Raw genomic sequence first — 13,411 nt, forward strand, 5'->3', positions numbered from 1 at the left:
CCTTCACTTCTAAAAATCCTGACTTATGCATACACATTCTAAAGAAACACAGCAAAACCTCACGCCGGAAATGGCGTTGCAGATCCTGCAAGAAGGAAACGAACGGTTTGTAAACAACCTGAAGGCTAATCGTAACCTGCTGCAACAGGTGAATGAAACATCGGAAGGACAATTCCCTTTCGCAACCATCCTGAGTTGTATCGACAGCCGTACCTCTGCCGAACTGATCTTCGATCAGGGACTGGGTGACATCTTCAGTATCCGTATAGCGGGCAATATCCTGAACGAAGATATCCTCGGCAGCATGGAGTTTGCCACAAAAGTGGTGGGCACGAAAATCATCGTCGTACTCGGGCACACCAAATGCGGTGCAATTGTAGGCGCCTGCAACCATGTGGAAATGGGTAACCTTACTACATTGCTCAATAAGATACAACCTGCTATTTTCCAGGAAACCAGTATTAAAGAAGAGCGCAACGGCAAAAATGAAGCGTTTGTAAAGAAGGTGACTGATATTCACGTGAACCTCACTATAGAACGCATCCGCCGTGAAAGTCCGATCATTGCCGAACTGGAGCGGGAGGGTACTATCCGTATCGTCGGCGCGATGTACGACGTGGAAACGGGAAAAGTGACATTCGCATAAGCAATATCCCGGCATCACAGGTGCCGGGATATTTTTTTACATCATACCGTAATCCGGAAATTCCTATTTTTGTAAGAGTGAAGCGATTCGTTGCCATATTTTTTTTCACGGTGTATCTGCTGTCCACGCATGTGCAGGTGCTGGAGCTGATGAAGCTTCCGGTACTGATGGAGCATTTCGCCGAACACCGGCAACGCAATCCCCAGGTTACCTTCATACAGTTTCTCTGTATGCATTATACGGAGCAGAATGTGAAGGATAGCGACTACGAGCGCGATATGCAACTACCTTTCAAAACGCTCAGCCATTCTCCGATGATCTGGGTAGGTTGCATCGTTCCATCGGCGCAAATCACGCTGCACACGCGTCCGGTTATTGCACCGGAACAAAAAATGCTGTTTCCCAAAGAAGAAGCCTGGTCTTCCCAATATCTGTCTTTTATCTGGCAGCCGCCCCGAACTGTAGCATAATGTTTTGACAGGACCGGTCTGTCCGCTTACAGCGCGGATATCCGGTTCCAAAAAGCTTTGCAGCAAAACGCGCTTCTGATGCCGTTTGCTGCAGGTCTTTATTATTCATCACATAAATACATGTATGCTTTACAGAATTATCGGGTTTTCCGTACGGAATAAACTCATAATCGGTCTGATGGTCATTGCATTGGTGATCGTAGGTATATACCAGACCACGCGTCTGCCGGTAGACGCAGTACCGGATATTACGAATAACCAGGTGCAGGTAATCACTGTTGCTCCGTCTTTTGGTGCAAATGATATAGAACGGCTGGTTACCTTTCCCGTTGAACAGGCGAATAACAATATTCCCGGCCTCAAAGAGATCCGTAGCTTTTCGCGCTTCGGACTTTCACTTGTTACTATCGTTTTTGAAGATGGTATAGATATCTATTGGGCCAGACAACAGGTTGCCGAAAGATTGCAGCAGGTGCAGGGCCAGATTCCCCAGGGGATCGGTACGCCGCAGCTGGGTCCTATTTCCACCGGCCTGGGCGAGATCTATCAGTATGTCGTCCGTCCGAAGAAAGGATATGAAGGTAAATACAGTCTTACAGATCTGCGTACCATACAGGACTGGATCGTGCGCCGGCAATTGCTTGGTGTGAAAGGAGTGGCGGAAGTGAGCAGCTTTGGCGGAAAGCTGAAGCAATACGAGATCGCCATTCAGCCTGATAAGCTGAATGCTTACGGCATAACAGTTCAGGATGTGTTTGCTGCGCTTGAAGCGAACAATCAGAACACCGGGGGCGCCTACATTGAGAAAGGACCAACGGTATTATTTATACGCAGCGAAGGGTTGGTAGGTTCGATAGAGGATATCGGTTCTATTGCGATTGCTTCCAGGCAATCGGCAGTACCGCTGTTTATACGGGACGTTGCCGATGTGAAAATCGGTTATGCCACACGGTACGGAGCTATGGGATATAATGACCAGGGAGAGGTGTCGGGTGCAGTGGTGATGATGCTCAAAGGCGAGAACAGCAGCGAAGTGGTGCGTAATGTAAAAGAGCGTGTTGCGGAAATTCAGAAGACGCTCCCTGAAGGAGTGGTGATTGAACCTTTCCTGGATCGTACGAAAATGGTGAATAACGCGATCGGCACAGTGGAACAGAATCTGATGGAGGGCGCATTGATCGTGGTTTTCGTACTGGTATTGTTCCTCGGCAATATACGGGCCGGCTTGTTGGTGGCATCGGTTATCCCGCTGGCCATGCTGTTTGCGATCTGTATGATGAACCTGTTTGGCGTAAGTGGCAACCTGATGAGCCTCGGAGCGCTGGATTTCGGGCTGATCATCGATGGTGCGGTCATTATCGTTGAGTCGGTAATGCATCACCTGGATATGGATGCCCGGCACCGGAAGCTTAAATTGCTGTCCCGCGACGAAATGAACGAAACGGTTGTGGGTTCCGCCGGCAAAATGATGAACAGCGCGGTGTTCGGTCAGATCATTATCCTGATCGTTTACCTGCCGATATTGAGCCTGCGCGGAATTGAAGGCAAAATGTTCAAGCCTATGGCGCAAACGGTTGCGTTTGCATTGCTCGGTGCCTTTTTACTGTCGCTTACCTACATTCCGATGATGAGCTCACTGGTGCTGAGCCGTAAGCTCGATCGGAAGGAGTCGTTTTCAGACAGATGGATGCGGCGTATCGGTGCGACCTACCAGAAGATGCTGCACCACGCATTGCGGATTCCCGGAAAAATCATCACTGCTGTATTGCTGCTGTTTGTTGCGGCGCTTGTCATCCTGATGAATCTCGGTGGTGAATTTATCCCGTCGCTTGAGGAAGGGGATTTTGCGGTGGAAACCCGCGTGCTTACCGGCAGTAACCTTGAAACTACTATGAACAGTATGCAACAGGCGGCGCATATTCTTAAGACGAGGTTCCCTGAAGTGACCAAGGTAGTCAGTAAGGTGGGTAGTGGTGAAGTGCCGACGGATCCGATGCCTATGGAAGCGGGCGATATGATGATCATCCTGAAAGACAAAAAGGAATGGGTGTCGGCCGGTACCTTTCCGGAGCTTGCTGCGAAAATGTCTAAAGCACTGGAAGATGTTCCGGGTATTACGGTGAGTTTTCAGTTCCCGGTTCAGATGCGCTTTAACGAACTGATGACCGGAGCAAGACAGGATGTGGTGATCAAGGTGTTTGGCGATAATCTGGATTCGCTTGCTGCAATTGCAGGCCGTATCGGTAGACTGACCAATACCGTTCAGGGTGCTACCGCCTTATATGTCGAACCGGTTACGGGTATGTCGCAGGTGGTGATCCGCTACAATCGTTCGATGATCGCCCAGTATCATCTGAGCATCGCGGATGTGAATCGTACGGTGAACGCCGCATTTGCGGGTCAAAGCGCAGGCCTGGTGTTTGAGGGCGAGCGCCGTTTTGATATGATGGTGCGTATGGATGCGCGTAAAAGGCAAAGAGTGGAAGACATCCGTCAGCTGCTTGTGTCTACGCCGACAGGTTTACAGGTGCCGTTGTCGCAGCTGGCAGATGTGTCCGTACAGTTGGGTCCCAACCAGATACAGCGTGAAAATGCAAGAAGGCGCATCATAGTCGGCTTCAATGTTAAAGGCCGGGATGTGCAGAGTATAGTGGAAGAACTGAAATCGAAGGTGGAAAAGCAGATACGTCTTCCGGAGGGGTATTACGTCACTTATGGAGGTTCCTTTGAAAACCTGAACGAAGCAAAAGCACGACTGGGAATCGCCGTACCTGTATCGCTTGTATTGATCTTTATCCTGTTGTTTTTTGCATTTGGTTCAATCCGCGAAAGTTTACTGATCTACACTGCAATACCGCTTTCTGCAATCGGGGGCGTATTCCTGCTTGCTGCACGCGGAATGCCGTTCTCCATCAGTGCAGGCGTAGGCTTCATCGCATTGTTCGGGGTGGCGGTGCTCAACGGAATTGTCCTGATCGCCGAATTTAACCGCCTCCGGAAGTCGGGCCGTAAAAACCTGCTCCGTGTGGTCACTGAAGGAGCGGAATCAAGACTGCGGCCTGTACTAATGACTGCTTGCGTTGCGTCGCTCGGCTTCCTCCCGATGGCGTTGAGTCACGGTGCCGGAGCGGAGGTGCAGCGGCCGTTGGCTACGGTGGTGATCGGCGGACTGATACTCGCTACGTTCCTCACACTTTTTGTACTCCCTATGTTATACCTGTTACTGGAGCAACGCTCCGCACGCAAAGCTGCGCGCGTTCCCAAGACTGTATTATTGCTGTTGCTGCTTGCTTTCCCTGTAACAGCGCTGCACGCGCAGGTGCCGCTGAGCCTTGATTCTGCACTGGCGATGGCGGCGCGTCAGAATTTATCGCTTCGTTCCGAACGGTTAAAGACCGAATATGCGAAGCACATGCTGCATTCAGCTGCCGACCTGCCGCAGACAAATTTCTCAGTTGATTACGGTCAGGTAAACAGTGCATTTAACGATACACGTTTCAGCGTGATGCAAAGCGTTGCTTTCCCAACGGTGTATCACCGGCAGAAAAAAGTATTGCAGGAGGAAGTATCACTTGCCGAGACGGGCGTGCGTACCAAAGACTGGGAAGTGCGCCGCTCGGTTATGCTCACTTACTACGCACTGCTGTACTGGCAGCAGAAGGAAGCTCTCCTGTTGCAGGCGGATTCGCTCTATGACGATTTCGCACGCAAGGCGGCTTTAAGACTGAGCAGGGGTGAAAGTAATGTTCTCGAGAAGACGACAGCTGAAAATCAGCAGGCCTCGATTTCCGTGCAACTCCGGGAAGTGCGCCGGGAACTGAGTTCCGCTTCATGGCAATTACGTTACCTGCTGCATACGGATATTGCTTACAAAGCAATCGGCAGCAATACCGCGATCAGGCGATCAGTTGACGCCGTACCGGCAACGGAAAATCCTGTACTGCTTGCTGCTGATGAACAACTGCGCATTGCGGGCATGAAATACCGGCTGGAAAAATCGCGTTTGTTACCGGGCTTCAGTGTTGCATACAATAACAACAGTTTTAAAGGGGTGGGTCCGGATAACAATACCTATGACGGTTATGACCGTTTTCATTCGGTGCAGTTGGGCATAACGGTTCCGCTTTTTCCAATGGCGCAGGTCGCCCGCATAAAAGCTGCGAATAGTGCTGTTCAGATTGCAACTCTCGAGCGCGATAATGTTGCGTCACAACTGCAGACCCGTTCCGAACAGTTAAGGATGAACTTCGAAACGCAGCAGCAATCTGTTGCCTATTATGAAACAACCGGACTGAATAATGCAGCACTGATTATGCAGACCGCTCAGCGGCAGTTCGTCAACGGAGAGATCAATTACCTCGAATATGTGATGTTGATCAACCAGGCCATCAGCGTGCGCAGCAGTTACGCAGACGCACTATACCAGCTGAATCAGTTTGCTGTTCAGCTGCAATTTTTAACCACCAATTAATAGTCATGCAAAATATATTCAGAATTACAGGTACTACGGCAGGCTGTCGTATTGCAATATTGTTTTTATCGCTGCAACTGCTCGGTTGCAGCCGCCATCCCGCTACGGAGGAAAAGGCTGTTCCCGTAAACGACAGTGACGTAATTACGCTTACTCCTGCGCAGCTCAAAAATGCAGGTATTGAGACCGCTGTGCTCGGTGAGCAGCAACTCGCGACTGTATTGCGGCTCAATGGCAAAATCGATGTTCCGCCGCAAAGTCTTGTATCTGTCAGTGTTCCGCTGGGTGGGTATCTGAAAACCTCTCAGCTTTTGCCCGGCATGCAGGTGAGGAAAGGCGAGGTGATTGCGGTAATGGAAGATCCGCGTTACGTGCAGCTCCAACAGGATTATCTCCAGGCAAAAGCAAAACTTCAGTATTCCGAACTGGATTTCGAGCGTCAGCGGGATCTGAATCAAAGCCAGGCCAGCAGCGATAAAGTGATGCAGCAGGCCCAGGCTGAGCGTAACAGCCTGCGTATACAAACAACGGCGCTTGCGCAGCAATTGCGGCTCATCAATATCAACCCGGAAAGACTGAACGAAAACACCATTACGAAAAGTATTTCCGTTTACAGCCCCATCGACGGTTTTGTGAGTAAGGTGAATGTGAATATAGGGAAGTACGTAACGCCTTCAGACGTGCTGTTCGAGCTGATCAATCCTTCGGACATACATTTAAACCTGAAGGTCTATGAAAAGGATGTGGAGCGTCTGAGCATCGGTCAGCGGCTCGTGGCTTACACCAATGCAAACCCGGAACAAAAGCATTCCGGGGAGATTATCCTGATCAGTCGCGACATCAGCAGTGACGGTATTTCCGAAGTGCATTGTCATTTCGATCAATATGACCGTAGCTTACTACCCGGTATGTATATGAATGCGGAGATCGCTACCCATGCAACACTCGCTTATGCGGTTCCGGAGCAAAGCATTGTGAATTTTGAAGGAAAGGATTTCGTATTTGTACGGCAGGCACAGAATGTGTTCCGTATGTACGCAGTTGAGCTCGGGACAGCCGATAACGGCTTCGTTCAGATCGTGAATCATGATGCCTTTGAAGGCAAAGAGCTGGTGACAAAAAATGCGTATACGCTGCTGATGAAACTGAAAAATACGGCAGAACCGGAAGAGTAAGCGGCTCTTTTAAGATATCCTTTGCATGATACGGAACCCTGTGTGCGTACATTACAGGAAACAACCGTATATAAAATGAGAAGGTGGCTTATCGTAGTCGCAGGCATTGTTATTGCCTGCAGCTGCAATCGTAAGGTGATGCGTACCAATAGCGTCATGCTTGCGTCCGAAATGATCGTGCGGCTTGAAACGGCGGCAGAGTATTCAGATTCACTTAAAGCAGCTGTATTGCTGCGCGATGCGCAGGCGATTCACCACGTTGTTCCGCTTCCGTCGGGTGGATATGGCTTCAGCAGGCAGTATCTGGACGCGAATAAGTCAGACCCGCAATTCTACCGGCTGATCAGGGATTGTAATGTGAGTGTGCTGGCGTATGAATCACTCAAACGTTATGTGGGGAATGAAATGATGCAGAGCGTCAGCGGTCCGGGTTCGGATACCATACGCGAACGCTGGAATGAGTTACGTTGATGTTTCTCCAATAAAAAAAACGTTGTCATCGGACAACGTTTTTTTATTTATAGTACCGTATATCGGTTTAGATGATCTCTACCAGTTCAATATCGAAAGTCAGATCTTTGCCTGCCAGCGGATGGTTGGCATCGAGGATCACAGAGTCTTCAAGAACTTCAGCGATCACTACAGGGAAATTATTGCCTTGGTTATCGCTCATATGGAGTTCCATTCCTACTTCAGGCTGCATATCGTCCGGAAAGTCGGAAATCGGGTAAGCGATAACATTTTCGGGAGAAGACTCGCCATATGCATCAGCCGCAGGGATCGTTACTGTTTTTTTATCACCTACATTCATTCCTTGTAATGCATCATCGAAACCTTTAATTACCTGTCCGCTTCCCACTTCGAATTCCAGTGGCGGTCTGCCTTCGGATGTGTCAAAAGTGCTGCCATCCGTTAAACGGCCATGATAGTGAACGCGCACACGGTCTCCATTTTTTACTTGTGTCATATACTTTTTTTGTTAAGGCCACAAGGTAAGCTTATTATTGTGTCTCTGTTTCATTTTCTGGTTTATACAATGTTAAATAATCATATGTGGAAGATAGCCCCTATCCGGTTTGTTTTGAAAGTAATTGTGTGCGCCATAATATCATTTTCCGCAGCGGCACAGGAAAATGTGTTGCCCGGTATTGCGCGCAGCAGCGAATACCTGCCTGCTTTGCGTGGTAAACATGTAGCTGTGGTTATCAATCAGACTTCAGAATGGAAAGGCGTTTCATTACTCGATAAGCTCATAGAGGAGAAGATAGATGTGCGCACGGTGTTTGTGCCGGAGCATGGGTTCCGTGGAACAGCTGATGCAGGTGCCCATATCGACAATGCAACCGATGCAAAAACGGGTCTGCCTGTTGTGTCGCTGTATGGCAAAAATAAAAAGCCCTCGCGGGAGCAGATGCAGGGGATTGATGTAGTGGTATATGATCTGCAGGATGTGGGCGTGCGTTTTTATACGTATATCTCCACGTTGCAATACGTAATGGAAGCCTGTGCGGAAAGCGGTGTTTTCCTGATGGTGCTCGATCGCCCTAACCCGAATGCTCATCTCATAGACGGACCGGTACTGGACACCTCCCTGCGCTCTTTCGTGGGAATGCAGCCGGTACCCGTACTGTATGGAATGACCTGCGGAGAATACGCCATGATGCTGCGTGGAGAGGGATGGATACCGAATGCCGGAAAACTGTTTATGCAGGTGATTCCCTGCGAAAATTACACACACAAAACGCGCTACGCGCTGCCCGTTTCACCCTCCCCCAATCTGAAATCCATGACCGCTATTTACCTGTATCCCGGCTTATGCCTGTTTGAGGGTACGGAAGTGAGCGTGGGCAGAGGCACCGACAAGCCGTTTGAACAATGGGGACATCCCGGTTTTAAAGCGAAAAGCCGCTATCATTTCGAACCGAAAGGCAGGCAAGGTGCGCAACACCCGTTATGGGAGGATAAGAAATGTTATGGTCAGCTCGTAGCTGCAAATACGGAAGAAGCTTACGAGATGACAAAAGGAGGTCTGGACCTGAAACCGCTGCTTACCGCGTACAACTGGAGCGAGGATAAGCAGCATTTCTTCAATGATTTTTTCGATAAGCTGGCCGGTAACAGGGAATTGAAGGAGCAGATCCAGCAAGGCATTTCCGAGGAAGAAATCAGAAAATCCTGGGTAGAAAATCTGGATCGGTTCAGGACGATACGTGAAGTGTACCTGCTCTACAAAGATTAAATGCGCGTGGCAGCCGCCAGTTCGCGGATCAGCGATTCTTCTTTTTCAATCGCATTACCCACAACGATCAGGTCTGCGCCCGCTTCACAGTTCTCTCTTACTTTTTCCGGTGTTTTAATACCGCCACCGATGATCAGCGGAATGCTGATGTTGCTGCTTACTTTACGGATCATCTGTGCTGAAATAGGCGTTTGTGCGCCGCTGCCGGCATCCATGTAAATAAGATGCTTACCCTGCATTTCCCCGGCCCAGGCGGTACATAGGGCTATATCGGATTTATCGGCCGGTATCGGATGACTGTTACTCATGTAGGAAACCGTTGTCGGCACGCCGCCATCGATCAGCATATACCCGGTGGATAATACTTCCAGTCCGCTGCCTTTCACCATTGGTGCAGATACCACATGCTGGCCGATCAGCAGATCTGCATTGCGACCGGAAAGCAGCGACAGATACAGAAGTGCATCCGCCTCCCGGCAAACCTGCGCAGGATTTCCCGGGAACAGCAGCACGGGAATAGAGCTGTGCTCTTTAAAAATGTGGATGCATTTGCTGATCTCATGGTCCAGTACGAGACTGCCACCCACGAATACGAAGTGTACGCCCGCGTCGTTGCAAAGCCGGGCGAAGTGCTCCATCTTACCGGAGGATATCTTGTCGGGATCCAGCAGTACGGCAAAACCGTGCCGCTTCTCGTTTTTCAGCGCTGCTATCTGTTGATAAACCTTTGAAGGCTTCATAAAGTCTGGCGAAAGTACGCAAAAATGAGGCAGCGGAAGTTTTATTACTTCCGCCACCTGCTACATACAATTACTTTTTAAGCAAATCACGGATTTCAGTCAGCAGCGTCTCTGTAGGAGAAGGCGCCGGAGGAGCTGCCGGGGCTGCTTCCTCTTTGCGTTTCATTGCGTTGATGGCTTTCACCATCGCAAAAATGCACAGTGCGATAATCAGGAAATCAAATACATTCTGGATAAAGCTTCCGTAAAGAATAGCATTCTCCGGTACCGCGGGAACTGCAGGGCTGGTGGCGGTGGCGGCTATTTCCGGTGTGCCGGGAGTGATCACGTATTTCAGTTTTTTAAAGTCAACACCGCCGGTTAATGTCCCGATCAACGGCATCATAATGTCCGAAACCAGTGAAGTGACAATTTTGCCGAATGCACCACCGATGATCACACCCACAGCGAGGTCAACTACGTTTCCTTTAACGGCAAATTCTCTGAACTCTTTTAAAAATCCCATAGCAGCTAATTTTATGGGCGTAAAAATATACTTTATTGTCAAAAACAGGGTATTACCGTATTATTAGTTCGATCTTCTCATTCGGCAGGATTAATCTTCCCGGTACATTTCCGGTCCAAATCCTCAGGCGGACGCATTGTTAAATTGTTTATCAGATGCGCCTTTATGAATAGCCTAATGCTTAATTTGCATAGACCGTGAAACAGACAGCCTTGTACATCCGTTTATTGTTGCTTAGTCTTGCTTTTCTCCTGTGTGGTGCGGGTGCTTATGCCCAGGACACGGAAGAGGATGGCATTAAGCTGCCTGCAGTGGTGGTGGGTACCGATACGTTCCCGATCGTGTACCTGAATGAGGTGCTTATATACGAACATCTGAGTCCGGCCGACAGGCGAAGGCTGCGCCGGCAGGCCAGGAGAGAGGAGCGCCGGCAGTCGAAGTACGACGCGGAATATGCGCGCCTGAAGTATAACGTTTACAAAGTATACCCGTATGCGAATACAGCTGCCTATTTGCTGAAAGACGTACATGAAAAGCTCGCCGCAATTCCTTCCAAAGAAGGTCGTAAGAAATACCTGAAAGGCCTGGAGAAAGAGCTGAACAAGCGTTTCAAGGGAGAGTTGCAGGAATTTACCATATCCCAGGGTATCGTGCTGGTAAAGCTGATCAACCGGCAAACGGGGCGCAACTGTTTTGATATTATATCCGAAGTGAAAGGAGGCTTTAATGCTGTGGTTTGGCAGGGTGTCGCGCTGGTGTTCGGGAACAACCTGCGCCGGGAGTACGAGCCGGAAGGCCGCGATCACGATATAGAGCAGATCGTGCGGGAGCTCGAGGCCAATGCAGCCGCAGCGGCCAAAAGGAGTTAACTTTGCGCCTTCTTATGTTTATTGATACCCATACCCATCTGTACGACGAGGAGACGATCGAAGCGCAGGATGCTCATATACGCAGGGCGCTTGCTGCCGGCGTAAATAAAATGTATATGCCCAATTGTGATAGCGGCACCGTGGAGGGCATGCTGGATATAGCAGCACGTTTCCCCGGCAATTGTTTCCCTATGGCAGGGCTGCATCCGTGTTATGTTAAAGAAAATTTCCGCGAAGAACTTGCCCGCGTAAAGCAGGAGCTGGAGACGCGCCCCTATGTTGCAGTAGGGGAGGTGGGGCTGGATTTTTACTGGGACAGGACGCATGCGCAGGAACAGAAAGTGACATTTGAGCAGCAGATCGACTGGGCCATGGAGTTGGGCTTGCCGGTGATCATTCACAGCCGTTCTTCTACCAAAGAATGTTCAGACATCGTGGCGCGCAAACAGAACGGATCACTCGTTACGGTATTTCATTGTTACAGCGGCACGGTGGAAGAAGCATTGCGTATCTGCGATATGGGCGGATACCTCGGGATTGGAGGTGTAGTAACATTCAAAAAAAGTATCCTGCCGGATGTATTGAGAGCCGTGCCGATCAGCAGTATTGTGCTGGAGACGGATGCACCTTATCTGGCGCCGGTTCCTTACCGCGGCAAGCGCAACGAGAGCACCTATATCCCGCTTATTGCAGAGAAAGTGGCGGAATTATATGAAATGAGTCTCGCGGATGTGGCAAGGATCACTTCTGAGAATGCAGAAAAAATATTTGGTAACACAAAAATGGATTCCTTACATTTGCAGCCGTCTTGAAAAACAGACAACCTGGAGACGTGTCCGAGTGGCTGAAGGAGCACGCCTGGAAAGTGTGTATACGGGCAACCGTATCGGGGGTTCGAATCCGCCCGTCTCCGCTAACAAATAAAACCCCGCTTCTGGCGGGGTTTTATGTTGTAATCCATCCATTAACAGAATTACATAAGCATTTGTAGTAGCTGTTTTTATTTGATATATTTGTCTAACTTTACGGCAATTGTTATATCTAGCCTATTTATTGCCAATTTATATTAAACTTGATATTAAGCTGGCTAGTAAGTAAATGATAAGCGTTAATTGATATCAATATGTTTACTTCGGAAAATTTGCGTAACGCAGCTTGGTTTTCATTGTTCTATTTGGTTTTCTGTGCAGTTGTATATCATTTTGTCTTCTGGACTGTTATAGATGTAGATGCTTTCCCGTTAATGTCGGTTACAGATGTCTACAAAAACGCTACAAAACCTTTTTTGATAGGTGTTTTTTACTTTATTCTTTATACTATTATTTTGTTCATATTCGGGAAAGGCGGAGGTATTTACCAAGTACTTAGTAAGCCTATGCACAAACCTATTTTTGAAAAGCCTTGGGAGAATACGCTCGCCAAGATATTTGTTCGGTTATTTTTATTTTTGTCTGTAATAGGGTTTCTGACTTATATTGAGAGCCCTTCTTATGCGTATGAGAGTTTTGGCGCTCCCTCAAATTTTTCTCCTGCCATTGTATATTTTGTATGTTTCTCCGCGGTTACGATTTTTTCGCAAAATTTTCCTTCTCTTGTTAAAGACCAACGCAGATTTTACCTTTTCACTTTTTTACTTTGTCTTCCTGGACAGACGGCAACAACAGCATTGAGTGATGCGTACGATGTATACCTTAATCTTGACGTACTTTATGTTGAAACTGCGACTCTGCCTAAAACAGTCAGAATGACCTCTAAATCAAGGTTTTTGAAGGTAATCACTTTTTCAGAAGGTTTAGCATTTTTGTCTACGTTCGATAACTCAAATTTTGTGCTTGTTCGGCTGGAGGAATTGAACTGTCAGGTATTTCGAAAATATAAAGCTCCACATTCGCGGTTTACATCTAAGGATACGCTATCAAAGCAGAAGCCACTACTTTGACACTTATTAGATTGAGAGTTATTGCCTTAGAAACCGTATTTCCGCCCGTCTTCGCTGAGTAAATAAAAAAAAAACGCTTCTGGCGGGGTTTCTTGTTTTCCGGAATTTACGGAGATCGTTTCTGCAAAGTCCGGAAAAAAATAGGACCGCAAAGAAGGGATCACTTGCGCCATCCCCGCACCGCTTCGCCGGCTCAGGCGTTCCCGGCAACAATGTTTTTCTAAAAGTCTTACGTCAGGGCCTTTTTGTGGTAACCTGTGATTGCATAATATAACCAACCGTATTATATTGAATTCTAAAATATTCCAGCAATCCTTGTATTTTTATGTATAAATATATTTTTATTATTAAAAAAAT

General features: G+C 48.3%; 12 protein-coding genes and 1 tRNA gene. 10 read left to right on the top strand and 3 right to left on the bottom strand.

Annotated elements, in window-relative coordinates; genetic code table 11:
• The first annotated feature begins 25 nt into the window (after positions 1-25).
• From ABD846_RS01110 to ABD846_RS01130, 5 genes are all read left to right on the top strand, one after another.
• Complete coding sequence (locus ABD846_RS01110; protein WP_344821804.1) at positions 26-646, top strand: carbonic anhydrase family protein; 621 nt, start codon at positions 26-28, stop codon at positions 644-646.
• 77 nt (positions 647-723) lie between these two features.
• Complete coding sequence (locus ABD846_RS01115; protein ID WP_344821805.1) at positions 724-1,116, top strand: hypothetical protein; 393 nt, start codon at positions 724-726, stop codon at positions 1,114-1,116.
• A 124-nt stretch (positions 1,117-1,240) separates the two neighbouring features.
• A complete protein-coding gene (locus ABD846_RS01120) occupies positions 1,241-5,587 on the top strand; it encodes a CusA/CzcA family heavy metal efflux RND transporter (RefSeq protein ID WP_344821806.1) in 4,347 nt (1,448 codons plus the stop codon).
• Positions 5,588-5,592: 5 nt separating this feature from the next.
• On the top strand, positions 5,593-6,762 hold the full coding sequence (locus tag ABD846_RS01125; RefSeq protein ID WP_344821808.1) for an efflux RND transporter periplasmic adaptor subunit: 1,170 nt from the start codon (positions 5,593-5,595) through the stop codon (positions 6,760-6,762).
• 75 nt (positions 6,763-6,837) lie between these two features.
• Positions 6,838-7,233 (top strand): hypothetical protein, encoded by a 396-nt coding sequence (locus ABD846_RS01130; RefSeq protein WP_344821810.1) that lies wholly within the window; start codon positions 6,838-6,840, stop codon positions 7,231-7,233.
• 67 nt (positions 7,234-7,300) lie between these two features.
• Here ABD846_RS01130 and ABD846_RS01135 read toward each other — a convergent pair whose 3' ends face one another.
• Entirely contained in the window at positions 7,301-7,729 is a 429-nt protein-coding gene (locus tag ABD846_RS01135; RefSeq protein ID WP_344821812.1) for an FKBP-type peptidyl-prolyl cis-trans isomerase, read from the bottom strand.
• A gap of 84 nt (positions 7,730-7,813) precedes the next feature.
• Here ABD846_RS01135 and ABD846_RS01140 point away from each other — a divergent pair, with 84 nt between their 5' ends.
• Complete coding sequence (locus tag ABD846_RS01140) at positions 7,814-9,001, top strand: exo-beta-N-acetylmuramidase NamZ family protein (RefSeq protein WP_344821814.1); 1,188 nt, start codon at positions 7,814-7,816, stop codon at positions 8,999-9,001.
• On the opposite strand, the gene ABD846_RS01145 is transcribed toward ABD846_RS01140, so the two are convergent.
• The gene (locus tag ABD846_RS01145) at positions 8,998-9,741 is read right to left on the bottom strand and encodes a phosphoglycerol geranylgeranyltransferase (RefSeq protein ID WP_344821816.1); all 744 of its coding nucleotides are present in this window, start codon (positions 9,739-9,741) and stop codon (positions 8,998-9,000) included. The two genes, ABD846_RS01140 and ABD846_RS01145, sit on opposite strands and share 4 nt — an antisense overlap.
• A 70-nt stretch (positions 9,742-9,811) precedes the next feature.
• Positions 9,812-10,246 (bottom strand): large-conductance mechanosensitive channel protein MscL, encoded by a 435-nt coding sequence (gene mscL, locus ABD846_RS01150; protein ID WP_344821818.1) that lies wholly within the window; start codon positions 10,244-10,246, stop codon positions 9,812-9,814.
• Positions 10,247-10,443: 197 nt separating this feature from the next.
• On the opposite strand from mscL, the gene ABD846_RS01155 reads away from it, so the two are divergent.
• The 4 genes from ABD846_RS01155 (at position 10,444) to ABD846_RS01170 (ending at position 13,054) form a co-directional block, all read left to right on the top strand.
• Positions 10,444-11,115, top strand: coding sequence for a DUF4294 domain-containing protein (locus ABD846_RS01155; protein ID WP_344821820.1), 672 nt, complete (start codon positions 10,444-10,446; stop codon positions 11,113-11,115).
• A gap of 14 nt (positions 11,116-11,129) precedes the next feature.
• Positions 11,130-11,927 (top strand): TatD family hydrolase, encoded by a 798-nt coding sequence (locus tag ABD846_RS01160; protein ID WP_344821822.1) that lies wholly within the window; start codon positions 11,130-11,132, stop codon positions 11,925-11,927.
• A gap of 14 nt (positions 11,928-11,941) precedes the next feature.
• Positions 11,942-12,028 (top strand) — tRNA-Ser (locus ABD846_RS01165).
• Positions 12,029-12,238: 210 nt separating this feature from the next.
• Positions 12,239-13,054, top strand: coding sequence for a hypothetical protein (locus tag ABD846_RS01170; RefSeq protein ID WP_344821824.1), 816 nt, complete (start codon positions 12,239-12,241; stop codon positions 13,052-13,054).
• Positions 13,055-13,411: the final 357 nt, after the last annotated feature.

The organism is Rurimicrobium arvi (genome assembly GCF_039540495.1).
GTDB classification, from domain to species: Bacteria; Bacteroidota; Bacteroidia; order Chitinophagales; family Chitinophagaceae; genus Rurimicrobium; species Rurimicrobium arvi.